The 25,193-nt window shown below is 73.5% G+C and carries 23 protein-coding genes and 1 tRNA gene; 8 read left to right on the forward strand and 16 right to left on the reverse strand.

The window, feature by feature from the left end:
* Nucleotides 1–125 precede the first annotated feature (125 nt).
* The 3 genes from OG556_RS12970 to OG556_RS12980 all read right to left on the reverse strand — a co-directional run bounded on the left by OG556_RS12970 (nt 126) and on the right by OG556_RS12980 (nt 2,599).
* Nucleotides 126–1,388 (reverse strand): sensor histidine kinase, encoded by a 1,263-nt coding sequence (locus tag OG556_RS12970; RefSeq protein ID WP_371517192.1) that lies wholly within the window; start codon nt 1,386–1,388, stop codon nt 126–128.
* 5 nt (nt 1,389–1,393) lie between these two features.
* Nucleotides 1,394–2,110, reverse strand: coding sequence for a two-component system response regulator CseB (gene cseB, locus OG556_RS12975; RefSeq protein ID WP_371517193.1), 717 nt, complete (start codon nt 2,108–2,110; stop codon nt 1,394–1,396).
* Between the two features lie 261 nt (nt 2,111–2,371).
* The gene (locus OG556_RS12980; protein WP_371517194.1) at nt 2,372–2,599 is read right to left on the reverse strand and encodes a hypothetical protein; all 228 of its coding nucleotides are present in this window, start codon (nt 2,597–2,599) and stop codon (nt 2,372–2,374) included.
* Here OG556_RS12980 and OG556_RS12985 point away from each other — a divergent pair.
* A complete protein-coding gene (locus OG556_RS12985; protein WP_371517195.1) occupies nt 2,583–2,705 on the forward strand; it encodes a hypothetical protein in 123 nt (40 codons plus the stop codon). The genes OG556_RS12980 and OG556_RS12985 overlap by 17 nt on opposite strands.
* An 80-nt stretch (nt 2,706–2,785) precedes the next feature.
* Here OG556_RS12985 and def read toward each other — a convergent pair whose 3' ends face one another.
* The 8 genes from def to OG556_RS13025 form a co-directional block, all read right to left on the reverse strand.
* On the reverse strand, nt 2,786–3,430 hold the full coding sequence (def, locus tag OG556_RS12990; protein ID WP_371517196.1) for a peptide deformylase: 645 nt from the start codon (nt 3,428–3,430) through the stop codon (nt 2,786–2,788).
* 83 nt (nt 3,431–3,513) lie between these two features.
* Nucleotides 3,514–4,506 carry a tetratricopeptide repeat protein gene (locus tag OG556_RS12995; protein ID WP_371517197.1) on the reverse strand — a complete coding sequence of 331 codons (993 nt, stop codon included), beginning with the start codon at nt 4,504–4,506 and terminating at the stop codon, nt 3,514–3,516.
* 291 nt (nt 4,507–4,797) lie between these two features.
* On the reverse strand, nt 4,798–6,129 hold the full coding sequence (locus OG556_RS13000) for an HD-GYP domain-containing protein (protein WP_371517198.1): 1,332 nt from the start codon (nt 6,127–6,129) through the stop codon (nt 4,798–4,800).
* 23 nt (nt 6,130–6,152) lie between these two features.
* Entirely contained in the window at nt 6,153–7,589 is a 1,437-nt protein-coding gene (locus OG556_RS13005) for an HD-GYP domain-containing protein (RefSeq protein WP_371517199.1), read from the reverse strand.
* Between the two features lie 349 nt (nt 7,590–7,938).
* Nucleotides 7,939–8,346 carry a mycothiol system anti-sigma-R factor gene (rsrA, locus tag OG556_RS13010; RefSeq protein WP_371517200.1) on the reverse strand — a complete coding sequence of 136 codons (408 nt, stop codon included), beginning with the start codon at nt 8,344–8,346 and terminating at the stop codon, nt 7,939–7,941.
* On the reverse strand, nt 8,343–9,086 hold the full coding sequence (locus OG556_RS13015) for a sigma-70 family RNA polymerase sigma factor (protein ID WP_371522683.1): 744 nt from the start codon (nt 9,084–9,086) through the stop codon (nt 8,343–8,345). The genes rsrA and OG556_RS13015 overlap by 4 nt, the downstream gene beginning before the upstream one ends.
* Before the next feature lie 301 nt (nt 9,087–9,387).
* Nucleotides 9,388–10,023 (reverse strand): alpha/beta family hydrolase, encoded by a 636-nt coding sequence (locus tag OG556_RS13020; RefSeq protein ID WP_371517201.1) that lies wholly within the window; start codon nt 10,021–10,023, stop codon nt 9,388–9,390.
* A gap of 73 nt (nt 10,024–10,096) precedes the next feature.
* On the reverse strand, nt 10,097–10,849 hold the full coding sequence (locus tag OG556_RS13025; RefSeq protein ID WP_371517202.1) for an SOS response-associated peptidase: 753 nt from the start codon (nt 10,847–10,849) through the stop codon (nt 10,097–10,099).
* A gap of 138 nt (nt 10,850–10,987) precedes the next feature.
* Between OG556_RS13025 and OG556_RS13030 the strand changes: the two genes are divergently transcribed.
* The 5 genes from OG556_RS13030 to hisN all read left to right on the forward strand — a co-directional run bounded on the left by OG556_RS13030 (nt 10,988) and on the right by hisN (nt 15,634).
* Nucleotides 10,988–11,719: a M50 family metallopeptidase gene (locus tag OG556_RS13030; RefSeq protein WP_371517203.1), complete on the forward strand. Its 732-nt coding sequence runs from the start codon at nt 10,988–10,990 to the stop codon at nt 11,717–11,719.
* Nucleotides 11,720–11,873: 154 nt separating this feature from the next.
* Nucleotides 11,874–13,205 carry a 3-phosphoshikimate 1-carboxyvinyltransferase gene (aroA, locus tag OG556_RS13035; RefSeq protein ID WP_063347887.1) on the forward strand — a complete coding sequence of 444 codons (1,332 nt, stop codon included), beginning with the start codon at nt 11,874–11,876 and terminating at the stop codon, nt 13,203–13,205.
* Nucleotides 13,206–13,220: 15 nt separating this feature from the next.
* A complete protein-coding gene (rsgA, locus tag OG556_RS13040) occupies nt 13,221–14,276 on the forward strand; it encodes a ribosome small subunit-dependent GTPase A (RefSeq protein WP_371517204.1) in 1,056 nt (351 codons plus the stop codon).
* Nucleotides 14,277–14,406: 130 nt separating this feature from the next.
* The gene (locus tag OG556_RS13045) at nt 14,407–14,730 is read left to right on the forward strand and encodes a multidrug efflux SMR transporter (protein ID WP_355672455.1); all 324 of its coding nucleotides are present in this window, start codon (nt 14,407–14,409) and stop codon (nt 14,728–14,730) included.
* A gap of 106 nt (nt 14,731–14,836) precedes the next feature.
* A complete protein-coding gene (gene hisN, locus OG556_RS13050) occupies nt 14,837–15,634 on the forward strand; it encodes a histidinol-phosphatase (RefSeq protein WP_063347890.1) in 798 nt (265 codons plus the stop codon).
* Nucleotides 15,635–15,719: 85 nt separating this feature from the next.
* Here the strand turns inward: hisN and OG556_RS13055 are convergent, their stop codons facing one another.
* Nucleotides 15,720–17,195, reverse strand: coding sequence for a catalase (locus OG556_RS13055; protein ID WP_363586983.1), 1,476 nt, complete (start codon nt 17,193–17,195; stop codon nt 15,720–15,722).
* Nucleotides 17,196–17,298: 103 nt separating this feature from the next.
* Between OG556_RS13055 and OG556_RS13060 the strand changes: the two genes are divergently transcribed.
* Nucleotides 17,299–17,718, forward strand: a complete 420-nt coding sequence (locus OG556_RS13060; RefSeq protein WP_371517205.1) for a Fur family transcriptional regulator — start codon at nt 17,299–17,301, stop codon at nt 17,716–17,718.
* A 40-nt stretch (nt 17,719–17,758) separates the two neighbouring features.
* Here the strand turns inward: OG556_RS13060 and OG556_RS13065 are convergent, their stop codons facing one another.
* The 3 genes from OG556_RS13065 to OG556_RS13075 form a co-directional block, all read right to left on the reverse strand.
* Complete coding sequence (locus OG556_RS13065) at nt 17,759–19,732, reverse strand: tetratricopeptide repeat protein (protein WP_371517206.1); 1,974 nt, start codon at nt 19,730–19,732, stop codon at nt 17,759–17,761.
* Between the two features lie 356 nt (nt 19,733–20,088).
* A tRNA-Met gene (locus OG556_RS13070) sits at nt 20,089–20,162 on the reverse strand.
* Between the two features lie 76 nt (nt 20,163–20,238).
* On the reverse strand, nt 20,239–23,208 hold the full coding sequence (locus OG556_RS13075) for a UPF0182 family protein (RefSeq protein WP_371517207.1): 2,970 nt from the start codon (nt 23,206–23,208) through the stop codon (nt 20,239–20,241).
* 190 nt (nt 23,209–23,398) lie between these two features.
* On the opposite strand from OG556_RS13075, the gene OG556_RS13080 reads away from it, so the two are divergent.
* Nucleotides 23,399–23,980 carry a PPA1309 family protein gene (locus OG556_RS13080; protein WP_363586986.1) on the forward strand — a complete coding sequence of 194 codons (582 nt, stop codon included), beginning with the start codon at nt 23,399–23,401 and terminating at the stop codon, nt 23,978–23,980.
* A 66-nt stretch (nt 23,981–24,046) separates the two neighbouring features.
* Here the strand turns inward: OG556_RS13080 and OG556_RS13085 are convergent, their stop codons facing one another.
* Complete coding sequence (locus tag OG556_RS13085; RefSeq protein ID WP_363586987.1) at nt 24,047–25,162, reverse strand: PDZ domain-containing protein; 1,116 nt, start codon at nt 25,160–25,162, stop codon at nt 24,047–24,049.
* Nucleotides 25,163–25,193 lie beyond the last annotated feature (31 nt).

Below are 25,193 nucleotides of genomic sequence, written 5' to 3' on the forward strand. Positions count from 1 at the left end.
AAGGGTGTCCGGAGCACGTATCAGGCCCCTGCGCCGCCGTGTATCGGTCCCCGCGCCGCTTCGCGGCAGTTCTGCAGCAACCGCAAGCCGCAGCGGTCAGCCCGGCAACCCGGCAACCGGTTCGCTCAGCCCGGCAGCCGCAGCGTGGCCACCGCGCCGCCGTCCTCCGCGTTGTCGAGGCGCAGCTCCGCGCCGAGCAGCCGGGCCTGCCCCAGCGCGATGGTCAGCCCCAGTCCGTGGCCCGTGCCGCGCTCGGCGGCGCCGGTGTGGAAGCGGCGCGGGCCGTGCCGCAGCAGGTCCGGCGGGAAGCCGGGGCCGTGGTCGCGCACGACGACCGTACGGTCCTGGACGGTGACCAGGACGGGAGCGGCCCCGTGCCGGTGCGCGTTGACGACGAGGTTGCCGACGATCCGTTCCAGCCGCCGCGGATCGGTCTCCACCGTCCGCTCCGCCGTCCGCTCGGCCGTCCGCTCGGCCGCCACGGCGATCTCGGCCTCGTACCCGGTGCGCAGCACGGCCTCCCGGACGACGGCCGCGAGCGGCACCCGGGCCCGCGCCACCTCCTCCGCCCCGGCGTCCAGCCGCGAGATCTCCAGCAGGTCCTCGACCAGCCCGCGCAGGTCCCGCACCCGCGCCCGGATCAGGTCCTCGGTCTCGCCCGCCGGCAGCAGGTCGACGGCGGCCAGCAGTCCGCCGACCGGCGTGCGCAGCTCGTGCGCCACGTCCGCGGTGAACTGCCGTTCGGAGCGCAGCCGTCGGCCGAGGCTGTCGGCCATCAGATCCACCGTCGCCGCGATGTCGGCGACCTCGTCGCCGCCCTTGGTGGGCCCGGTCCGGGCGTCGAGGTCCCCGGCGGAGATCCGGCCCGCAGTCTCGGCGACCCGCCGCAGCCGGCGGGCGAGCAGTCCGGCCCCGTAGACCGCGGCCGGCGTGGCCGCCACGAGCGCGACCAGCGAGGCCACCGCCATCGCCGCGTCCAGCCGGGGCAGGTCGGAGAGCTGCGGTGCCAGGTTGACCCGGATGGCGAGGACGGGGCTGCCGGGCCCGCCGGTGCGCTGGGCGGCCCAGTAGCTCGGGCCCGAGTTCCCTTCGGCGTGCGCGTCGTAGGCCGTATGCCGTTCGCCGTCGGCCGGGTGGCGCAGGGCGGCGGGCAGGTCGACGGGATCGAGTTCGGCGCCGTCCGCCAGCGATCCGGTGCGCCGGTAGACGTCCATGGCCGAGTAGACGGCGTTGAAGGCCTGTGCCTCGGCCCGGCTGCGGATGTCGTGCGCGGTCCACAGGTGCACCAGCACCCCGACCGCCACCGCGACGAGGCAGGCGGTGGCGGCGGCCAGCGCGGCGATCTTCCAGCGCAGGGGGGCGCGGACCGGCCGGGGAGTCGGGTGCACCGCTCTCAGCGCCTGAGCTTGTAGCCGAAACCGCGGACCGTCTCGATCCGCTCCCGGCCGAGCTTGCGGCGCAGCCGCTGCACGCACAGGTCCACGACCCGGCTGTCGCCGTCCCAGCCGTACTCCCAGACGTTGCGCAGCAGGGTGTGCCGCTCCAGCACGACGCCGGGGTGGGCGGCGAACTCCAGCAGCAGTTTCAGCTCGGTCGGGGTCAGTGCCACCGGCGCCCCGCCGACGGACACCTCCATTCCGGCGGTGTCGACGGTGAGGTCCCCGAACACCAGGACGTTCCCGTCGGCGGCTCCGGGCGAGGGCGCCGGGGCGGGTGGCGCGTACGTCGCCCGCCGCAGCAGCGAGCGGATGCGCGCCACCAGCACGTACGTGTCCACGGGCTTGACCACGTAGTCGTCCGCCCCGGCCTCCAGGCCTGCGACGACGTCGAGGCCGTCGCCGCGCGCGGACATCATCAGGACGGGCACCAGGCTGGTCTCCCGGACCTTGCGGCACAGGCCGATCCCGTCCAGGCCGGGCAGCATCACGTCCAGGATCAGCAGGTCGAACTGCTCGTCCCGGAACAGCTCCAGCGCCGTGAGGCCGTCCGCCGCGGCGCGCATCCCGTAGCCGTAGCGTTCCAGCGCGACGGTGAAGGAGCGGCGCATCAGCTCGTCGTCCTCGACCAACAGCACGCGGACGGGGTGCGGGGGCGGCGCGGGCGAGGACACGGGCGGACGGCTCCTGCTCGGACGGCTGCGGGCGGCGGGCGGTGGGCGGTGGGCGGTGGGCGGTGGCAAACGGCGACGGTGGCATACAGCGGCGGACAAGGGCACGATACGGCAGATACCGGACGCCCCGGCCTCCTCGCCCGCATCGACGTCAGGCCGCGCACTCCCTGATACCCGGCGGATACAAACCCGCCGACGAACCCGCCGACGAACCCCCGCCGCACCCGCCGCGCCCGCCGCACCCGCCGCACCCGCCACCGATCACCCCTTGACCGACCCGGCGGTCAGGCCCTGGGCCAGGTAGCGCTGGAGGAACTGGTAGACGACGATCACCGGCAGCGAGGCCACCAGCGCCCCGGCCGCGAACAGCCCGTAGTTCTGGTCCTGTTGGCCGGAGATGATCCCGTAGAGGCCGACCGCGACGGTCTTGGAGTCGTTCGAGGTCAGGAAGATGTTCGCCAGGATCACGTCGTTGAGCGCGGCGGTCACCGAGGCCCTGTGGCGCCGGCTGGAGGGACACGGCGGGCAGGCCCGGGACTACCTGTTCACGCCGGAGCTGGTCGCCCGCGAGTCCACCGGCCGGGCGCCCGGCTGACGGGCCGCACCCGACGGGGAATCAAGTGCGGGAACACCGAAGGCCGGGACGCCTGTCGCGCCCCGGCCCTCGACGGTTCGTCAGTCGTTCGCCACGGTCGCGTACCGCGGGGTGCCCTCGGCCATCTGCTTCAGCGCGTCCTTGCGGTCCCGCTTCGACAGCTTGTCGATGTAGAGGGTGCCGAACAGGTGGTCGGTCTCGTGCTGCAGGCAGCGGGCGAAGAAGCCGGTGCCCTCGACCCGGATCGGCCGGCCGTCCTTGTCCACGCCGGTCACCGCCGCGTACTCCGGGCGGGGCAGCTCGGCGTACGCGCCCGGCACCGACAGGCAGCCCTCGTTGCTGTCGTCCAGCACCCGCCGGCGGTCCGCCGGGTACTCCTCCAGCTTCGGGTTGATCACGTGGCCGATGTGGCGCACGCCCTCGTCGTCCGGGCAGTCGTAGACGAAGACCTTCAGGTCCACGCCGATCTGATTGGCCGCCAGGCCCACGCCCTCGGCCGCGTACATCGACTGGAACATGTCGTCGATCAACGCGGACAGCTCACCGTCGAACGCGGTGACGTCCTTGACCTCGCGGTGCAGGACCGGGTTGCCCACCACGGTGATCGGACGCGCGGTGCCCTTGGAGAGGTCCGGCTGCTCGCCGACCACCTTCAGCGGGGCCTCGGCGGCCGCCGACTCCTGGTCGTGGTCGTGGTCGTGCTGGTGGTCCTGCTGCTCCGCCATCGCTGCTTATCCGCTTCCGCTTCCGAGAATGGTCCAGGTATTCGGCTCTCGCCGGGTACACCGCTCAAGGGTAAGCGGCGCGCTCAACAGACTTCTTCCAGATCGCGGTACGCCCGCGTGCCGGGCGAGGCCGCGGCCCAGCGGTCCAGCAGCGAGCGGACCAGCAGCGCGGGCGCGGCGATCCCGCACTCGCGCTCCACCAGCCAGGACATTCCGGCCTCCCCGCCCTGGCTGAGGTGGCTGAGGTGTCCGGGGTGCGCGGCGTCGCCGTCGTCGTGCGGGTCGTGGTGGGCGGTGTTCCCGTCGTCCGTGGCCATCCGGCTCTCCGAGCAGGCCCGGCAGAGCAGCCGCACCGAGGACGTCCAGTCCTCCGCCGCGTAGCCGGCGTCCGCGACCACCCGCTCCAGCGCGTCCCGGTCCGCCGCCGTGGCGGCCTGGAGCAGCACCACGTAGGTCGGCACCGGGGACGGCGCCCACAGCTCGATCTCGTCGAACACCGGGTAGGCGACCCCGTCGGTGACCCGCTCGCCGTGCGGGGCGCCGTCGTGCAGCACCACCTCGCCCCAGCGGCGGCCGGAGGACGGCAGCGGGATGGACAGCACCTCGATCCGGGCCGGGTCCAGCCGGCGGCCCCACACCACCTCGGACTCGCCGTCCGGGGAGAGCCGCACCGGGGTGGTGCCGAGGTCCAGGCTGACCGGGCCGTCCTGCTGCCCGCCCGGGCCGCCGGGCAGCTTCAGCCCGTACGCCTGCCAGGCGCGGCGGGCCAGCGGCCAGTCCTGCAGGGCGGTCGCGGTGATGCCGAGGTTCCACCAGTCGGGGGCGCCGTGCTCGCGGTCCAGCAGGGCGACGGCCCGCAGCCCGGCGGAGCGGGCCTGCTCCCAGTCCCGCCGGAACTTGTGCAGCAGGGCGAGGTTGAACCAGGAGTCGGACAGCCAGGGCTCCAGGTCGGCGGCCATCACCAGCAGCGCGCCGGCGTCCTCGTAGCGGCCGTCGCCGATCAGCGTGAAGGCCCGGTCGGTCGTCTGCCGCCAGGTGGCGGACGGCCGGTGCCGTGCCCGGTGGAAGATCCTCACGTTCGTCCCTGCCGTCGTCGTCCGCTCAAGTCCCGTACCGCCGCGTCCGGATCCACTTCCGCGGGGGTCCGGGGCACGGTGCCCCGGGTCGGTGTTCCACGCTACGACCGCATCCAACCACGCCCGCCCCCGCCCGCGCTCCCCACCGCCGAGGTTGGGGCCGCCCCTACCCAGCCTGCCCGCCCGGCCGCCCCGCCTCAACCCCGACCGAGGCCCGCCGGTCCGCGGCGCTCCGCCGGAGCCCGGGTCAGCCGCCGGACTCGGGCCCGCGCCCGAGCCGCAGGACAGGCGCTAGCCGCCCACCCGGGCCAGCGCGTCCACCACCCGGGCGTCGTACAGCCGGCCGCGCCCCAGCCGCAGCACCTCCAGCGCCTCCAGCCGGCCCGCCGCCTCGCCGACCCCGCGGCCGCGGGCCGCCGTCAGCAGGTCGTCGTGGGCGTTGGCCACCCGGATGATCCGGGCCGCCAGCGGCACCGCGCCGTCCCCGCCGGCCGTACCGAGCACCGGATCGGCCAGCCGGGCGACCTGCTCGGCGACCTGCCGGGGCACCCCGGTGCGGCTGATCACCTCGCTGCCCAGCCGGGCGATCCGCTGCTGCTCGGCGCAGGGCAGCAGCGCGGTCGCGCCGTCCGGCACCGGCTCGACCAGCGACAGCTGGCCCACGTCGTGCATCAGCGCCGCGTACTCCAGCAGGGCGAGTTCCCGGGTGCCCAGCCCCAGCTCGCGCCCCAGCGCGCACGCCGTGTCCGCGACCCGGCGGGCATGCCCGTGCGGGGTGTAGCCGGCCACCTCGGTGGCCCGGGCCAGGCTGGCGATGGTCTGCCCGGTGGTGGCCCGCACGGCCGCGGCCCGCCGGAAGGACACCTGGGCGAGCAGCAGCGGGGTGCAGAACAGCGGCAGCGCCCACAGCCCGACCTCGCCGGCCGCCAGGCTGACCAGCATCCCGGTGGCGACGATCGCCGAGCCGATCCCGAACAGCGAGCGCAGCTCGTCCTCCAGCGCCGCCGGGAACCGCAGCCCGCCCTCCAGGCCCGCCGCCGACCGGCGCAGCAGCGCCGCCAGGGTCGCGTCGCAGAGCGCGGCCAGCGCGGCGACGGCGGTCAGGAACACCCCGTACGCCGGGCCCTCGGGCGAGAAGCGGTCGACCAGTCCGCCGTTGTAGAGCGGCTGGAAGACGGCGGCGGCGAAGCCGACCCCGAGCAGCCGGCGGGCGGCGCTGTCCCGCCGGGCCGGGTCGGCCCAGGGCGGGCGCCGGTGCGGGCGGCCGGGGCGGGCCCGCTGGACCGGGCCCGGCCGGCCCCGGCCCGGGCGGCACGCCCTGAGCCGGGGCAGCACGAGGCCGGGCAGCCAGGCCAGCAGCAGGCCGACGCCGGTCACCGCGACGACCTGGAGCATCCCGGGCGCGGCGGGCACCCCGCGCAGCGGCCCGAGCAGGGCGTACGCCAGCGCGCCGGCCGCGCCGATCGGCGCCTGCTCGCGGTCGCCCGGAAGGGTGATCCGGACGCACTCGCCGAGCGCGATCAGCGCCGTGAACGCCAGCGCGACCCGCGCCCCGGCCACCCCGCGCAGCGCGACCGCGCCCACCGCGAACACCAGCAGCGCGGCCGCCACCGCGTGCACCACGCGGGCCTCCCGGCCGACCGCTGTCACGGCTGCCCGGCCGTGGGGACGCTCCCGCCCTGCGCGGGCACCCGGCCCGGCGCCGCCCGGGCCGGCTCGGGCACCCCGAGCGGAATGTCGGGGACGGCCCGGATGCCGTCCCCGGGCGGCGGCAGCACCGGCTGCCAGTCGTACCCGGCCAGCGCGTCGATCAGCGCCCGGACCATCACCGGGTCGAACTGGCTGCCCGAGCAGCGCTCCAGCTCCGCCACGGCCTCGGCGACCGGGCGGCCGCGCCGGTAGGAGCGGGTGGAGGTCATCGAGTCGAAGGCGTCGGCGACCGAGATGATCCGGGCGAACTCGGGGATCTGCTCGCCGACCAGCCCGCTCGGGTAGCCCCGGCCGTCCATCCGCTCGTGGTGGTGCAGGATCCCGGCGTGCGCCTCGCCGAGGAAGGCGATCCCGCGCACCAGCTCGTACCCGTACACGGGGTGGACCTCGACGGCCCGCCGCTCCGCCTCGCTGAGGGGACCGTTTCTGCGCAGCAGCTCGGTGGCCACGCCCAGCTTGCCGACGTCGTGCAGGATCCCCGCGAAGCGCAGGGTGCGCAGCCGTTCGGCCTCCATGCCGAGCTGACCAGCGATCAGCACCGAGGCCCGGCCGACCCGTTCGCTGTGCCCGCGGGTGTACGAGTCCTTGATCTCCACGGCCTGCACCAGCGACTGCACGGTGGCCTGGTGGGCGTCCCGCTCGCGCTGGCCCTGGGCGAACACCCAGGCCGAGATCGACAGCGGCAGCAGCGCCAGCAGGGCCGCGAACGCCCCGTACGGGCCCTGCCAGAGCACGGCCACCATCAGCCCGCCGGCCGCGTGCACCAGCACCGGCAGCCCGCACACCGCGACCGCCCCGCGCAGCAGCACGACGGGCCGGCGGTCCTCCGCGAGCATCAGCATCGCGCCCACCAGCACCCCGTTGACCAGGCAGAACGTGACGACGGCGGCGAAGCCGGGCAGCAGCGCGGCCGGGAAGCGGGAGCCGAGCAGCAGTTGCGGCCCGTACAGCAGGTGGAACGCAGCCGCGGAGGCGAAGGCGCACAGCGCGAGCTGGGAGCCGTTCCACAGCTGGCGGGTCCGGCAGTCGGTCCCGCCCGGGCCGCCGAGCACCGCGGCGGGCACCGCGACCAGCGCGGCGGCGGCCGGCGGCAGCATCAGCACGCCGGCGAACAGCACCGGGAAGAAGGCGTTGACCCCGGGGCGGGAGGGCGCCCGCTCGGGCGGCGGCGGGCGGCGCAGCAGTCGGCGGACCAGTCGCAGGCAGGGCGTCGGCAGGCCCTGGGCCAGCGACTCCCAGCAGCCGTGCAGGAAGGCCAGCAGCCCGACCTTGGGCCAGTCCACCGGGGCACCGAGCCAGCGCGGGACCCCGGGCGGCACACCGGCCGGCAGCAGCGGCAGCAGGCAGCACAGCGCCGCCACCGGGACGGCCACCAGGTAGCGCAGCGCCCCCTCCGGCAGGGCCGCGTCTTCGCCGTCGATAGCGATCTCGACCTCCCCGACGTCCGGGCCCGCGTTGCCTCAGCTCGCCGGGCGGACCGGCGGTGAGCGTCCGTCAGGAGGATAGGCCGCCACCCGGGCGTAGGGACGCATGATGGCGCGACGACGCTGCTGGCGCACCGCCAACTCACTCGAACGAGTGAGGGGCGCATGCAAGCACAAAGGGAGCGGCCCCGGGAGCGCACGCTCCCGGGGCCGTCTGACTCCGTGTCCGGACCGCTCGGCCCGCCCTCGCCGGCAGGCCCGTCCACTTGCTCCGCCCGGCCGTTGAACGGCCGCCCGGCTACTCCGCCGGGGCGCCCGCCTCGACGGTGGCACCGGGCCGGACCGCCGGGTCCTCCGGGGCCTCGCCGACGCCCGGCGCCGGCCGGTCCGTCTCGACGTGCAACTCGACCGTGGTGTCGACGGCGACCACCACCTGCTCGCCCGAACGCTGCCCCGCCCGGATCGAGTCGATCCTGGCCAGCACCTTGCTGCGCAGGTCGGCCGGGGTGTCGTCGCAGCCGCAGGAGCGCTTGATCAGCGCTTTGATCGCCTGCTCCAGCCCGTACTGCTTCAGGCAGGGCGAGCACTCCTCGAAGTGCACCCGCAGCTTGGCGCAGTCGCCCTCGGCCATCTCGTTGTCGAGGAATTCGTAGAGGTGGTCGAGGACCTCGCCACACTCCGTGTCGTGCGGATCGCCGCAGCTCATGAGCCCGAGCCCTTCGCTTCCTGCCCTGCCCCGCTGCCGGCCGGGACGAGCCCGCGCTCACGGGCGTAATCCTCCAGCATGCCGCGCAGCTGACGGCGGCCGCGGTGCAGCCGGGACATCACCGTACCGATGGGAGTACCCATGATGTCCGCGATCTCCTTGTACGCAAAGCCTTCTACGTCCGCGAGGTACACGGCGATCCGGAATTCCTCCGGAATGGCCTGGAGCGCGTCCTTCACGTCACTGTCGGGGAGGTGGTCGAGCGCCTGGGTCTCGGCCGAGCGCAGACCGGTCGACATGTGCGACTCGGCGCGGGCCAGCTGCCAGTCCTCGATCTCCTCCGCCGCCGTGCGCTGGGGCTCGCGCTGCTTCTTGCGGTACGAGTTGATGAACGTGTTGGTGAGGATGCGGTACAGCCAGGCCTTGAGGTTCGTGCCCTCGCGGAACTGGTGGAAGGACGCGTACGCCTTGGCGAACGCCTCCTGGAGCAGGTCCTCCGCGTCCGCGGGGTTGCGCGTCATGCGCAGCGCCGCCGAGTACATCGGATCCAGGAAGCCCAGGGCGTCGCGCTCGAAGCGGTCCCGCCGGGCCTCCTCGCTCTCCTGTGCCGACACCCGGAAGGTATCCTCACCGATCGCCTCGGCCAGCTCCTCACCGGTGAGCGCCTCGCCCGCGGGCTGGCCCTCCTCCGGGCCCCGGCCCGGCTCGGCCTCGTGCTCGGTCCCGACGACCGGACCCACCTCCTCGGCATGGCGGGCACGACCCACGGCGGGCCGCCCCGAAATGGAGGATATCGGGCTGACGGGCTTCTCGCCCGCGACAATCCAGTCGGACCAGGCGGGGCCGAACGCCGCGGCGGCCTCGCGCTGCTCTGACCGCTCGGGGCACGCGATCGAACCCATCTGCCCTGCCTCTCAACCGGGAATCGTGCTGACGAGAGTGCCAACCACCCCGGCCCCGCCCGCATTCCCGCGCCCGCCCCGAAATCGCTCGTACGGGTGATCGAGTGGAAACCCCCCGCTCACGGCCGCCCCCGCCGCCTCAGACGACCCGCAGCACCCAGTCCCCGACCGCCCGGCAGATCGCCTCCAGCACCTCGTCCTGCCCCACCGGCGCCCGCTTGGGCACGTCGAAACCGTGCCCGCCGTACGGCACCGCCACCAGCTCGTGCCCGGGCGGCAGCTCCGGGAACTCCTGCGGCCCGCCGAACGGATCCGCCGTACCCTGCACCACCAGCGTCGCCGTCCCCGACTCCAGCAGCTCCTGCGCCCGGCTCTTCTCCGGCCGGCCCGGCGGGTGCAGCGGGAACGCCAGCGCCACCACCCCCACCGCCCCGCTCGCCGCCCCGGTCCGGCAGGCCACCCGCGCCCCGGCGCTGCGCCCGCCGACCACCAGCGGCAGCCCCTGGCCGGCCAGCCGCCCGGCGACCGGGGCCCAGCCGCGGTCCAGCGTGCGCGGCGCCGGGGCGAGCCGCTTGCCCGCCACCCGCCAGGGCTGCTCCACCAGCGCCACGGTGATCCCGCGCGCCGGCAGCGCCGCGGCCAGCGCCACCAGGTCCCGGGCCTCGATCCCGCCGCCCGCGCCGTGACCGAGCGCCAGCAGCGCCTTCGGCGCACCGGCCCGGTGGTAGCTGATCCGGGCGTCCCCCACCTCGGTGGGGACGAGTTCGGTGGTCATCGTCGGTCGCTCCAACCGGCTCAGGCTCCCTCAGCTGTCAGGACTCGATCGTCAGGACTCAATGCGTCAGACGTCAGAACAGGGTGGTCTCGTACTCCGCCTCGGCCCACGGCTCCTTGAGCTCCGGCCCGTTGTTGCGGATGCTGCCGACCGCCGGCGAGACCGGGGTGGCCAGCAGCGCGCCGGGCGGCGGCGGTATCAGCAGCCGGCGCAGCTCGTCCGGATCGTCCAGCCCCGGGTCCAGCCACTCGTCGTAGGAGCCCGGGTCGAGGAACAGCGGCATCCGCTCGTGGATCGGCGCCAGCGACTCCTCGGCGTCGGTGGTGACGATGGTGAAGGTCACCAGCCAGGCCGCCGGATGGTCGGCCGGCACCGTCCGGTCGCGCCAGAACTCGTACAGCCCGGCCAGCGCCAGCGGGGTGCCGTCCGCCCGGGAGACGAAGAACGGCTTCTTGCGCGCCTTGCCGCGCTCCCCCGGCACCGTCTGCCACTCGTAGTAGCCGTCCACCGGCAGGATGCACCGGCGCGAGACGAACGCCTGCCGGTACGAGGGCTTCTCGTGCACCGTGTCCGAACGGGCGTTGATCATCTTCACCGCCGTCTCGGCCGACCGCGACCACTGCGGCACCAGACCCCAGCGCAGCACCCTCAGCTGGCGCACCGGCCGCGCCCGGCCCTTCGGCACCCGCTCCAGCACCACGAAGGCGCTGGTGGTCGGGGCGACGTTCCAGTTGGGGGCCAGCGTCTCCGCCGGATCCCACTGCTCGACGCCGAACAGCTCGACGATGTCCTCGGGCTTGCCACTGGCTGCGAAGCGACCGCACATGCGGGCCAGCTTGCCATGCCGGCCCCGCTCACCACTTCTTCATCCCGCCAGGAGAACCGTCCGCTCCCGCCCGCCCGTCCCCGCATGGGAGGCTGCCCCGAACGGCCCAACGCAGCGGACGGAGGCGGAGACGAGACGATGAGCGCACAACCCACCGACCAGAACCTCGGCGAACTGTGGAACCAGGTCACCGGCACCCAGCCCGCGCCGCCCGGCTGGCTGGTGCTGGCCACCGCCGGCGCCGCCCTGCTCGCCGTCCTCGCCCGCCCGCTCTGGCACGTCACCCGCAACGCCGTGACCATCGCCCACGAAGGCGGCCACGGCCTGATCGCCCTCGTCACCGGCCGCCGGCTCGCCGGCATCCGGCTGCACTCCGACACCTCCGGCCTCACCCTCTCCTACGGCCGCCCCACCGGCCCCGGCATGATCCTCACCGCCGCCGCCGGCTACACCGCCCCCGCCCTGCTCGGCCTCGGCTGCGCCGCCCTGCTCTCCACCGGCCGGATCACCCTGCTGCTCTGGCTGGCCGTCGTCCTGCTGCTCGCCCTCCTGGTGCGCATCCGCAACGCCTTCGGCCTGTTCACCGTGCTGGTCGCCGGCGGCGCCTTCTTCCTGGTCTCCTGGTTCGGCAGCGCCGAGGTCCAGGCCGGCTTCGCCTACCTCGGCTGCTGGTTCCTGCTGTTCGGCGCCGTCCGCCCGGTCCTCGAACTCCAGCACCAGCGCCGCATCGGCTGGGCCCGCGACTCCGACGCCGACCAACTGGCCCGCCTCACCCACATCCCCGGCTTCGCCTGGATCACCGTCTTCCTGCTCACCGCCCTCGCCTGCCTCGCCCTGAGCGCGAGCTGGCTGCTCCAGCCCCTGCACTGAACCCCGCCCCCGGCGCGAACCGGCTGCTCCGGGCCCCGCACCGGGCCGCCCCCGCGGCACGGTCCGGCTGCCACAACCCCTGCACCGGGCCTCCCCCGTCCCGCCATGCGGTTGGCGCAGGGGCCGTTCCGGTACGGCCCCTAAACTTGGCCCCATGACCGAGACCCTGTGGCCCGCCCCCGTCGCGACCACCCCCGTTGACGCCACCGTCACCATCCCCGGCTCCAAGTCGGTCACCAACCGAGCCCTGGTGCTGGCGGCGCTCGCCGACGAGCCCGGCTGGGTGCGCCGACCGCTGCGCAGCCGCGACTCCCAGCTGATGGCCGACGGCCTGCGCGCCCTCGGCGTCGGCATCGAGGAGAAGGTCAACAACGACTCCGGCGGCACCGGTGGCGGCGAGGCCTGGCGGGTCATCCCGACCCCCGCGCTGCGCGGCCCCGCCTCGATCGACGTCGGCAACGCCGGCACCGTGATGCGCTTCCTGCCCCCGCTCGCCGTCCTCGCCGACGGCCCGGTGCACTTCGACGGCGACCCGCGCAGCTACGAGCGCCCCCAGCACGGCGTGATCAACGCCCTGCGCGCGCTCGGCGCCCGGATCGACGACGGCGGCCGCGGCGCCTTCCCGCTGACCGTGCACGGCACCGGCGCGCTCGACGGCGGCCCGGTCGAGCTCGACGCCTCCTCCTCCTCCCAGTTCGTCTCCGCCCTGCTGCTCTCCGGCGCCCGCTACAACCAGGGCGTCGAGGTCCGGCACGTCGGCGGCCCGGTGCCGTCGCTGCCGCACATCCGGATGACCGTCGAGATGCTGCGCCTGGCCGGCGTCCAGGTCGACGCCCCCGAGGACGGCGGCGAGAAGGACGTCTGGCGGGTCACCCCCGGCGCCCTGATCGGCCGCGACCTGGTGGTCGAGCCGGACCTCTCCAACGCCGCGCCGTTCTTCGCCGCCGCCCTGGTCACCGGCGGCCGGGTCACCGTGCGCGACTGGCCCAAGCACACCAGCCAGCCCGGCGACCAGCTGCGCGAGATCTACACCCGGATGGGCGGCGCCTGCGAGTTCACCGACGAGGGCCTGCAGTTCACCGGCACCGGCCGGATCCACGGCATCGAGGCGGACCTGCACGACGTCGGCGAGCTCACCCCGGTGATCGCCGCCGTCGCCGCGCTGGCCGACTCCGAGTCCCACCTGTACGGCATCGCCCACCTGCGGCTGCACGAGACCGACCGGCTCGCCGCGCTCGCCAAGGAGATCAACGACCTCGGCGGCGACGTCACCGAGACCGAGGACGGCCTGCGGATCCGCCCCCGCCCGCTGCACGGCGGCGTCTTCCACACCTACGAGGACCACCGCCTGGCCACCGCCGCCGCCGTGGTCGGCCTGGCCGTGCCCGGCGTCGAGGTGGAGAACGTGGCCACCACCGCCAAGACCCTGCCGGACTTCCCGAAGATGTGGGCGGAACTGCTCGGCGAAGCGGTGGCGGACGCCTGAGCGGAGACTGAGCACATGCGCCGCTACGGCAAGGACGCCGACGAGGACGACATCCGCAACCGCCCCGCCCGCCGGGGCTCCCGGCCGCGGACCCGGATCCGGCCCAAACACGAGGACGCCGCCGAGGCGATGGTGCTGACCGTCGACCGCGGCCGGCTGACCTGCCTGATCGACCCGGGCACCAAGCAGGAACGCGAGATCGTCGCCATGAAGGCCCGCGAGCTGGGCCGCAAGGGCGTCGTCGTGGGCGACGTGGTCAACATCGTCGGCGACCTCTCCGGGGACACCGACACGCTCGCCCGGATCGTCCGGGTCGAGGAGCGCAGCTCGGTGCTGCGGCGCACCGCGGACGACGACGACCCGTACGAGCGGATCGTCGTCGCCAACGCCCAGCAGCTGGCCATCGTCACGGCGCTGGCCGACCCGGAGCCCCGGCCCCGGCTGATCGACCGCTGCCTGGTGGCCGCGTACGACGCGGGCATGGAGCCGCTGCTGGTGCTCACCAAGGCCGACCTCGCCCCGGCCGGGCCGCTGCTGGAGTCGTACGCGCCGCTCGGCATCGACTACGTGGTCACCCGTCGGGACGAACTGGAGACGGCCGGTGCCGAGGCCGTCCGCGCGCACCTGCGCGGCCTCTCCACGGTGTTCATCGGCCACTCCGGCGTCGGCAAGACCACCCTGGTCAACGCCCTCGTCCCGGACCACCAGCGGCAGACCGGCCGGGTCAACGCGGTCACCGGGCGCGGCCGGCACACCACCGTGTCCGCCCTGGCGCTGCGGCTGCCCCCGCCGCCCGGCGCCAAGCCGGGCTCCAAGAAGGCGCTGGACCCGGGATGGGTGATCGACACCCCGGGCTTCCGCTCCTTCGGCCTCTCGCACATCGACCCGTCCCGGGTCATCCACGCCTTCCCCGACCTGGAGCCCGGCACCGTCGAGTGCCCGCGCGCCTGCAGCCACGACGAGCCGGACTGCGCGCTGGACGCCTGGGTCGCCGGCGGCCACGCCGAGGGCGCCCGGCTCTACTCGCTGCGCCGTCTGCTGGCCAGCAAGGAGGCCCGCGAGGGCGACTGATCCCGGCGGCGGTTTTACCGTCCCATGGGTTTCCCGACCGTTCGAGGTGTCGGACCGCGCCGGCCTGGCGATCATAGGAAGGTCGGGCCACAGCGCGGTCCGACCCGTCGATCGACAGGGAGGGCACGCGATGGCATGGGCCTTGGTGGTCCTGGCCGGCCTGCTGGAGACCGGCTTCGCGATCAACCTCAAGCTCAGCGAGGGCTTCACCAAGCTCTGGCCCACCATCAGCTTCTGCGTGTTCGCCCTGGGCAGCTTCGGCCTGCTCACACTCTCCCTGAAGAGCCTGCCGGTCGGCCCCGCCTACGCGGTGTGGACCGGCATCGGCGCGGCCGGCACCGCCGTCTACGGCATGGTCTTCCTGGACGAGACCACCTCGGTGCTGAAGCTGGTGTCCATCTCCCTGGTGATCGCCGGTGTGATCGGCCTCCAGCTCAGCGGCTCGGCGCACTGACCGCCGCCGGCCCGGCCCCGTCGCTCGCCCCACCGCCTCCGGCGGGCCCGTCCCGGTCCGCGAGCCCGGCTGTCCCGATCCGGGCGGGATCGCTAGGGTTTCGGGCATGGCCGATTACCACGACGATCTCCGACTCGCCCACGTCCTCGCCGACTCGGCCGACTCGGTCACCCTGGAGCGCTTCCGCGCCCTCGACCTGAAGGTCGAGACCAAGCCCGACCTCACCCCCGTGAGCGACGCCGACAAGGCCGCCGAGGAACTCGTCCGCAGCGTGCTGCAGCGCGCCCGCCCGCGCGACGCGGTGCTCGGCGAGGAGTTCGGCCTCCAGGGCTCCGGCCCGCGCCGCTGGGTGATCGACCCGATCGACGGCACCAAGAACTACATCCGCGGCGTCCCGGTCTGGGCCACCCTGATCGCCCTGCTGGAGGACGGCCCGGACGGTGTCGAGCGCCCGGTGGTCGGCATCGTCTCCGCCCCCGCGCTGCAGCGCCGCTGGTGGGCGGCCAAGGACCTCGGCGCCTACGCCGGCCGCAGCCTCACCAAGGCCTCCCGGATCCACGTCTCCGGCGTCTCCCGGATCGAGGACGCCTCGTTCTCCTACTCCTCGCTCTCCGGCTGGGAGGAGCGCGGCCGCCTCGATCCCTTCCTGGACCTCACCCGCGCCTGCTGGCGCACCCGCGCCTACGGCGACTTCTGGTCCTACATGATGGTGGCCGAGGGCGCGGTCGACATCGCCGCCGAGCCCGAGCTGTCGCTCTGGGACATGGCCGCCAACTGCGTCATCGTCGAGGAGGCCGGCGGCCGCTTCACCGGTCTGGACGGCGTGCCCGGCCCCGGCGGCGCCGACGCCGTCGCCAGCAACGGCATCCTCCACGAGGAGACCCTGCGCCGCCTGAGCGTCTAGGCCGCGAGCGCCCGGAACATGGTGCGGGCCCGGTCGACCAGTCCTCCGGTCGACCGGGCCCGCCGCTCATCGGGGCGCGTCCCGGCTACTGCTTGCGCAGCTCCCGGACGGCCGCCTCCAACCGCTGCCCGTAGTCGGCGTCGGCCTTGCGGAAGTTGTCGACCGCCCGCTCGACGATGTCCTCGCGGTCGGCGGAGACCTTGGCGATGAAGCCGGCCAGGTTGGCGATCAGCCGCTGCTTCTCGTCCTCCGAGAACAGCCGGTACAGGTTGCCGGCCTGCACGAAGTCGTCGTCCTCGGCGTGCGAGGGCGCCTCGTGGTTGCCGGTGGCGCCGGTGACCGCGGTGGCGGCCCACAGCGGGCGGCCGGTCTGCACCGGGCCGCCGAAGCTGTTCGGCTCGTAGTTCTTCTGGCGGCCGTGGCGGCCGTCGTACAGGTGGCCGTCGCGGCTGTTGGTGCGCGCCTCGGTGGCGTGCGGGCGGTTCACCGGCAGGTGGTCGGCGTTGATGCCGACGCGGTAGCGGTGGGCGTCCGCGTACGCGAACAGGCGGCCCTGCAGCATCTTGTCGGGGGACGGGCCGATGCCGGGCACGAAGTGCGACGGGGAGAAGATCGACTGCTCGACCTCGGCGAAGACGTTGTCGGGGTTGCGGTTGAGCTCCAGCCGCCCGATCTCGACCGGCGGGTAGTCGGCGTGCGGCCAGACCTTGGTGAGGTCGAAGGGGTTGAAGCGGTAGTTCGCCGCGTCGGCCGCCGGCATGATCTGGACCTGCACGGTCCAGCTGGGGAACTCGCCGCGCTCGATCGACTCGCGCAGGTCGCGCTGGTGGCTGTCCGGGTCCTCGCCGGCCAGCCGGTTGGCCTCGTCCTGGGTGAGGTTCCTGATGCCCTGGTCGGTCTTGAAGTGGTACTTGACCCAGAAGTGCTCGCCGGCCTCGTTCTGCCACTGGAAGGTGTGCGAGCCGTAGCCGTTGAGGTGGCGGTAGCTGGCCGGGATGCCGCGGTCGCCGAACAGCCAGGTCACCTGGTGGGTGGCCTCGGGCGACAGGCCCCAGAAGTCCCAGACGTTGTCCGCCTCCTGGGAGCCGGTGTACGGGTCGCGCTTCTGGGTGTGGATGAAGTCGGGGAACTTCACGGCGTCCTTGATGAAGAACACCGGGGTGTTGTTGCCGACGAGGTCGTAGTTGCCCTCCTCGGTGTAGAACTTCAGCGCGAAGCCGCGCGGGTCGCGCACCGCGTCGGCCGAGCCGAGGTTGCCGGCCACGGTGGAGAACCGCAGGAAGACCTCGGTCTGCTTGCCGACCTCGGACAGGAACGAGGCCCGGGTGTAGGGCGTCAGGTCGGCGGTCACCGTGAAGGTGCCGTAGGCCGCCGCGCCGCGGGCGTGCACCACGCGCTCCGGGATCCGCTCGCGGTTGAAGTGCGCGAGCTTCTCGAAGAGCTGCTGGTCCTGGATGAGCGCCGGGCCGCCGGGTCCCGCGGTCTCGGTGTTCTGGTTGTCGGCGACGGGGGCACCCGCCTCCGTGGTGAGGGTGGGGCGCAGCTCGTCCTGGGTCGTCATAAGAGGGCCTCCGCGTTATCCGGTCGTGACGACTCGATCCTAACTTGGACTTTGTCCAAGTCAACACTGGAACCAATCTCAGAGCGTGACTTACCCTGTTCCCATGAGCGACCTGCTGGAACGACTTCGCGGACGCGGCTGGCGGCTGACCTCACAGCGCCGGGTCGTGGCCGAGGTCCTCAACGGCGACCACGTGCACCTCACCGCGGACGAGGTGCACGCCCGCGCCGTCGCCCGCCTGCCCGAGATCAGCCGCGCGACCGTCTACAACACCCTCGGCGAACTGGTCGGCCTCGGCGAGGTCCTGGAGGTCGCCACCAACGGGCGCGCCAAGCGCTACGACCCCAACGCCCACCGCGCCCACCAGCACCTGGTCTGCTCCGGCTGCGGCGCCATCCGCGACGTCCACCCGCACGGCGACCCGCTCGCCGCCCTCCCGGCCGGCGAACGCTTCGGCTTCACCGTCACCACCGCCGAGGTCACCTACCGCGGACTCTGTCCGGACTGCACGGGCACGCCGTGACGCGGCCCCGCCCGGCCCGGCGGGAACCTCCCGACACGCCCTACGCGCTCAGCTCCGCGTGCAGCGCGCCCAGCAGGCGCCCGGCCCGCTCCGCCACCTCGGCCGGCCCGTAGTCGGCCGCCCGGCGGCACCAGTTCTCCGCCTGCACCGGCTCCCCCCGGCGCAGCGCCAGCAGTGCCAGGCGCAGCGCCGCCCGCCCGTGCCCGGCGTCGGCAGCCCGGGTGTACCAGAGCATCGCCTGCGCCTCGCGGTCCTGCCGGGCCAGCAGCAGCCCCAGGTTGAAGGCGGCGCTGCGGCTGCCGGCCTCGGCCGCCCGCCGGTACCAGCTCTCGGCGATCTCCAGCGCGCCGCGCTCGGCCGCCCGCACCCCCATCCGCACCTGCGCCCGCCGGTGCCCGGCATCGGCCGCCAGCGCGTACCAGTGCTCGGCCTCGGTGTCCGCGTCACCGCGCCGGTCCAGCACCGAGGCCAGCCGGAACGCGCCCTCCGCCGACCCGCCGGACGCCGCCTGCCGGTAGCGCTCCAGCGCGCCGGCCAGGTTGCCCCGCTGCTCCTGGGCGACGGCCAGTTGCAGCGCGGCCTCGCCGTGGCCCTCGGCGGCGGCCCGCGCGTACCACTCCTGGGCCTGCCGCTGCTCGCCGCGCCCGGCGTGCAGCACGCCCAGGTTGAACGCGCCGTCCACGCTGCCGGCCTCTGCCGCCTTGGAGAACCACGGCTCGGCGCCCGTCTCCTCGCCGCGCTGCAACAGCACCACGGCCAGCGCGTTGCAGGCCTCCCGGTGCCCGGCGTACGCGGCCCGGCGGTACCACTGCTCGGCCTGCTGGTCCCGGCCGGTGGCGACGCAGAGCAGGCCGAGGTTGAAGGCGCCGTTCTGGTCGCCCGCGTCCAGGGCGGTGCGGTACCAGTGCTCGGCCTCCTTGGACTCGCCGCGGCCGGCGTGCAGGGCGCCCAGCGCGTTGGCGGCGTTGCCGTCGCCGGCCTCGGCGGCCTCCCGCCACCACTCGGCGGCGGCGGCCAGGTCCCCGGAGTCGCGCAGCAGGAAGCCCAGCGCGCAGGCGGCCCGCGGCTCGCCGTTCTGCGCGGACTGCCGGTACCAGCGGGCGGCCTCCTCCAGCAGCGGCTGGTCGGTGGCGGCGCGCTCCTCCAGCAGCACGCCCAGGCGCAGCGCGGCGCGGGCGTGGCCGCGGGCGGCGGCGGTGCGGTACCAGGCCTCGGCGATCTCCTTGTCCCCGGCGGCCTCGCGCATCCGGGCCAGCCGGTAGGCGGCCTCCCGGTGCCCGGCGTCGGCGGAGACCTTGAACCAGCGCTCGGCGCGCACGTCGCGCCGGTGCTCCATCAGGTCGCCCAGCGCGTAGGCGCCGAGCGGGTGGCCGTGGTCGGCGGCGAAGTGCAGCCAGTACTCGGCGGCCTCCTCCTCGCCCTGGTCGCGCAGTTGGAGCCCGAGCGCGTGCGCGGCGGGGGCGCTGCCGGCCACCGCGGCCTGGCGCCACCACTGGGCGGCCTCGGCGCGGTGGCCCTGCTGGTGCAGCAGCACGCCGAGGTTGTTGGCGGCGGCGCGCGTCCCGGCGGCCGCGGCGGCGCGCAGGTAGGGCTCGGCGTCCTCCAGGTCGCCGCGGCGCAGCAGCAGGGTGCCGAGCCGGCTGGCGGCGTCCGGGTCGCCGTCGTCGGCGGCCTGCCGGTGGCGGGCCTCCAGCGCGGCGCTCTCGCGGGCGGCCAGCGCGGTCTCGAAGCTGGTGGTGTCCAGGCCGGCCTGGTCGAGTGCGGCGGCGTTCGGGCCCTCGGCGGCGCCGTCGGACCCGTACGGGCGGACGGCGTCGGCGAACTGACGGGTGGGCACGCGGACCAGGCTGTCGGGGCCGTAGCCGGCGACCGGGGGGCGCTCGGACAGGCCGCTGGTGCGCTGGGCGGGCAGGGCTCCGGGGCGGCTCTCGGGGCTCTCCGCCCAGGCGTCGGTGTCCGCCTCGGTGGCCGCCGCGGACTTGGTGCCTGACCCGTACTTGCCGATCAGCCTCATGCCGACTCCCGCTCCCCCAGAGTGTCGCGGCATCGTGCCCCGGCCCGCGGCCGGGGGGACCCCCAGGGGAGGCGCCGGAACCGACGGCCGATCAGCAGCCGCGCACCGTCCCCCATGTGTCCCATCGTCGCACCACCCGCAACCCGCGTACACCTGCCCCGGCCGAATTCGGGCGGGGCCGACCCGAAGCCGACGAAATTGCTTCGGCGCTTTGTCGATTTCCCGACACTCGGGCCCCACAAACCCCGTGCCGTCGTCGTTGGCGACGGTTGATGGTACCGGAGCGGTTCCCACCGCTTCGGGGGAAAAACACCAGAGGCCCGGAGGAAGAATCCTCCGGGCCTCTGGCCACTGAGTAGCGGGGACAGGATTTGAACCTGCGACCTCTGGGTTATGAGCCCAGCGAGCTACCGAGCTGCTCCACCCCGCGTCGGTAGTTGAACCATAGCACGGGTGCGGGGTGGAACAGGAATCGGTCGCCGCAGCTCAGCGGGCCACGGCTCCGGCTACGGCTGTCCGGACGGCGATCCGGTCGGCGTCGCGCCCGGGGTCGCGCCCGGCGTCGGGGCCTGCGCCGGGCTCCCGCCGCGGGCCGCCTCGGCCGCCTTCAACGCGTCGCCCAGCGCCTTCTGGGCGTTGCCGTAGGCCACCCAGTCGCCGTTCTTGAACGCGGTCTGGCTGTCGTTGTACGCCTTCTCCGCGTCCCCGAGCGCCTTCTGCAGCTCCGGCGAGATCGTCCCGCCCGGCGTCGCCGTCCCCGGACCGGTCGACGTCCCCGGGTTGGTGGGCGTCCCCGGGTTGTTCGGCGTGGACGGCGCGGTCGGCGTGGTCCCCGGGGCCGCCCCGGCGAACACCTTCTTCAGCGCGTCCTCCAGGGTGTTCTCGAACGCCACGTTGTCGTTCCCGTACACCGCCAGCACCTTCTGCAGCGTCGGGTACTTGGCGCCGCGTCCGCGCACGTACACCGGCTCGACGTTGAGCAGCCCGCCGCCGACCGGCAGGGTCAGCAGGTTCCCGTACTCCAGCTCGGTGTCACCGCCGCTCTTCAGCGCGAAGATCTGCGAGGCCACCTCCTGCCGGGAGTTGAACGTCGACTGCACCAGGCCCGGGCCGGGGGCGCTGTTGTCCCCCGAGATCTTCAGGATGCGGATCTTCCCGTAGTCCGGCCCCGGATCGGCGTTGACGGCCATGAACGCGGCCAGGTTCGGGCGGCCGTTGGGCACGAAGGTCGTGGTCAGCGAGAAGCTCGCCGAGGTGACCTGCGGGTCCGGCATCCGCACCGTCACGTAGTACGGCGGCTGGACCTGCTTGGTGTCGCTGGTCGGGTCGACCGGGATCTGCCAGATGTCGCTGCCGTTGAAGAAGGAGTTGGCGTCGGTCACGTGGTACTGGCCGAGCAGGTCGCGCTGCACCTTGAACATGTCCTGCGGGTAGCGCAGGTGCGGCAGCAGCGTGCCCGGGATGTCCGCCTTCGGCTCGACGGTGCCGGGGAAGGCCTTCATCCAGGTCTTCAGCACCGGGTCCTGCTCGTCCCACTGGTAGAGCTTCACCTCGCCGGTGTAGGCGTCCACCGTGGCCTTGACCGAGTTGCGGATGTAGTTGACCTGGTTGGCGACGGTCAGCAGCTCACCGCGCTGGTTGGTCAGCGAGTCCTTGGTCGCGGTGCCCAGCGTCGTCTTCGACGAGAACGGGTAGCCGTCCGAGGTGGTGTAGCCGTCCAGCACCCAGACCACCCGGCCGTCCTGCACCACCGGGTACGCGTCGGCGTCGATCGACAGCCACGGGGCGACCTTCTCCACCCGCTCCTTCGGCGTCCGGTTGTAGATCACCTTCGCGCCGTCGGTGATCGCCCCCGCGTAGAGGATCTGCGGCTCGGCGAAGCGCACCGCGTACGCGGCCCGGGTGATCGGGTTGTCCAGCGAGACACCGCTGTTGCCGGTGTAGGTGTACTCCTTGTTCTCGCCGGTCTTGGTGGTGTAGTCGATCTCCTTGTTCGAGCCGCCGACGATCGAGTACGACGTCGTCTTCTCGCCGTAGTAGATCCGCTGCTGGTAGTCGCCCAGCGCGCCGGTGGCCGGCAGGCCGGACTCGGTGAACACCGGCTCGCCCTTGTCGCTGACCTGGTTGCCCTTGGCGACGACCGCGCCGTAGCCGTGGGTGTACTTGAAGTGGTCGTTGATCCAGTTGCGCTGCACGCCGTTGAGGTCCAGCTCGCGCAGGCCGATCACGGTGTCCTGCTTGTCCGTGCCGGAGCCGTAACGGTCCACGTCCAGGGTGTTCGGGAAGGCGTAGTAGTTGCGCTGCTGCTCGATCGACTGGAAGGTCGGCGAGACGACGTTCGGGTCCAGCAGCCGGATGTCGGAGATGGTCTGCGCGTCCGGCTTGAGCGCCTCGGCCGTCGTCGACCCCTGCGGGCTGTACTGGGTGGTCTGCGCGTCCGCGATCCCGTACGCCTGCCGCGTCGCGTCGATGTTCTTCTGGATGTACGGCGTTTCCTTGGCCTGCTCGTTCGGCTTGACCTGGAACTGCTGCACGATCGCCGGGTACAGCCCGCCGATCAGCACCGCCGACAGCACCATCAGCCCCAGCCCGATCAGGGCCGGCGCCCAGGTGCGGCGCACCGGCGTCAGGAAGAACAGCAGCGCGCAGATGATCGCCACGAAGAACAGGATCGTCTTGGCCGGCAGGAACGCGTTGGCGTCCACGTAGCGCAGGCCGGTCCAGCCGGAGACCCCCTTGTAGGAGCCGGTCTTCACCGCCAGCGCGTACCGGTCCAGCCAGTACGCCACCGCCTTCAGCAGCACGAACACGCCCAGCAGCACCGCCAGGTGCCCCTGCGCGCCCGCGCTCGCCCGACGGCCCGGGCCCTGCAGCCGCAGCCCCCCGTACAGGTAGTGCACCAGCGCCGAGGTCAGCAGCGAGACGATCACCGCGCTGAACGCGAAGCCCAGCACGAACTCGTAGAACGGGAGGTCGAAGGCGTAGAACGAGACGTCCATGCCGAACTGGGCGTCCTTCTCGCCGAAGGGCGTCGCGTTCGTCCACATCAGCCAGGTCCGCCACTGGCCGGACGCCGCGGCGCCCGCCACCAGGCCGATCACCAGCGAGACCCCGATCAGCGCCCAGCGCTTGAACGGCGCCAGGCCCGACCGGTAGCGGTCCAGGCTCTGCTGCTCGACCGACATCGCCGACAGCGGCGGCCGCAGCCGGTGCGCCAGCCAGACGTTGAAGCCGACGATCACCGCCATCAGCAGGCCGAACACCGCGAACAGGCCGATCTTCGTCCACAGCTGCGTGGTGAACACCGAGGAGTAACGGACGGATCTGAACCACAGCCAGTCCGTCCAGAACCCGGCGAACATGACGAACAGCAGGAACAGCACCGCGAGCACGCCCAGGGTCAGCAGGGCCACCCGCGCCCGCCGGGAGGGCGGCCCTACCCTGCGCCGGAAACCCGGCCCTGAGCGTTCCGGCATCTGGAATACCACGGTGGCACCTCAGCTGTGTCGTCTGGAGTCAGTCGGTCTTCAGGGAAACTTAACCAGGCTTTGGCCGAGTTCCCACCGTTAGCAGACGGTTACGACGCCGTTCCCCGTCCCGGCCGTTCCCCGGCCCACCGGCGGCGCCCGGCGCCCGGGCCCCCGCCCGGCGTGTGAGGATTGAGGCATGTCCGACGCGTCCAATGCACTCAACACCCCCGGCTCCCCCGACGACGTCTCCAAGCTCCCCGCCGCCACCCCGCTCACCCGGGCCGCGCTGGAGATCGACGAGTACGCCGCCACGCTCGGCTGGGACCTCCCGGCCCGGCTGTTCGCCCTGGTGGACAGCACCGCCCTGCGCAAGGCCGACCCGAAGATCGCCGCCCAGCTCGGCCTCGGCGACGACGACACGGCCGGCCTCACCCCGGTCGAGCAGGACGAGCTGCCGGCCGGCATGGAGCTGGACAAGTTCCTCGGCACCATCGCCTGGCCCGACGCAGTGGTCGGCTGCGCCCTGGTCGTCGAGCGCCTGATGCTGCCTCCGGGCTCCGAGCAGACCCGCCCGCGCAACGCCAGCGACGCCCAGCTCGCCGAGTGGGTGGCCAACCACCCCAAGCGCGAGGAGGTGCGGATCACCGCCGCCGTGCTGCGCAACGGCAAGAAGGAGATCGCGCTGCGGCTGCGCTCCAAGGACGTCGCCCGCGAGGTGCTGACCGGCCCGGACCTGGTGCCCGGCCTGACCGCGGCGCTGCTGGCGACCTTCTCGTAGCCCCCGGCTGCCCCGGCGGCACCCCTTCACGTTCTCCGCACTACGTCACGGGATTACTTCACGGCACTACTTCACGGCGCAGGACGGCAGCGCGGAGGTCTGCCCGGAGCGGATCTGCTCCAGCGACTTCAGCGCGCCGTCCAGCGTGTCCGTCTTGATCAGGTTCAGCCCGGACGGGACGTTCTTGGTCGCCTCGGCGCAGTTCGAGGACGGGGTGAAGAAGTACTCGGCGCCGGCGTCCCGGGCGGCGATCAGCTTCATCGATATCCCGCCGATCGGGCCGACCTTGCCGTCGTCGTCGATGGTGCCGGTACCCGCCACGAACCGGCCGCCGGTGAGGTCGCCGCCGGGGGTGAGCTTGTCGATGATGCCGAGCGAGAACATCAGTCCGGCGCTCGGCCCGCCGACGTCCTGGAGGCCGATGTCGATCTGGAACGGGTAGGTGTGCCGGATCGTGGTGCCGATGCCGACCACCGCGAGTTCCGCCCGCTCGGCCGGGGCCTTCGGGTCGAGGTCCTTGGCCCGCACGGTGGGGACGGTGACGTCGGTCCGGTCCCCCGGGTTGGCGCCGCCGTTGCCGGTCGCGTCCTTGACCCGCGGGACCACGGTGAAGACCACCGACTCACCCGGCTTGTGCCTGGTGACCGCGGCCACCACCTGCTCGGCCGTGCTGACCGGCGTGCCGTCGACGGCCACGATCTGGTCGCCCGCGTGCAGCCGGCCCTCCGCCGGAGCCCCCGCCGTGACCGATTTGATGATCAGCTCGGTGCCGACCGGGATGCCCATCTGGTTGAGCGCGGCGGTGCGGGCACTGTCCTCGGAGGAGGCGAACTCCTCGGCGTTCTGCTTCTTGGCGTCGGCGTCCGTCTGCCCCTTCGGGTAGACGTTGTCGTGCGGCACGACCATCACGTCGTCGCGCAGCCACCCGACCACCGCGTTGACCAGGCTGGGCTCGTACTTGGCCCCGGTGACCTGGACGGTGGTCATGTTGAGGTGCCCGGTGGTCGGGTACGAGTCGCGCCCGGTGATGGTGATCACCGACTTGCCCCCCTGGTTGCCGAGCGTGTTGTACGTCGGCCCCGGACTCATCTCCGTGTACGGCACCTTCATCAGCACCGAGACGCAGAGCAGCGCTATGAGCAGCAGGGTGGCAGCGAGCATCGTCGCGGAGCGGCGTGGCATGCCTCGACAGTACGGGACGCGGATGAGCGGG

Origin of the sequence: Kitasatospora sp. NBC_01300, from assembly GCF_041435235.1 — a bacterium.
Taxonomy (GTDB): domain Bacteria; phylum Actinomycetota; class Actinomycetes; order Streptomycetales; family Streptomycetaceae; genus Kitasatospora.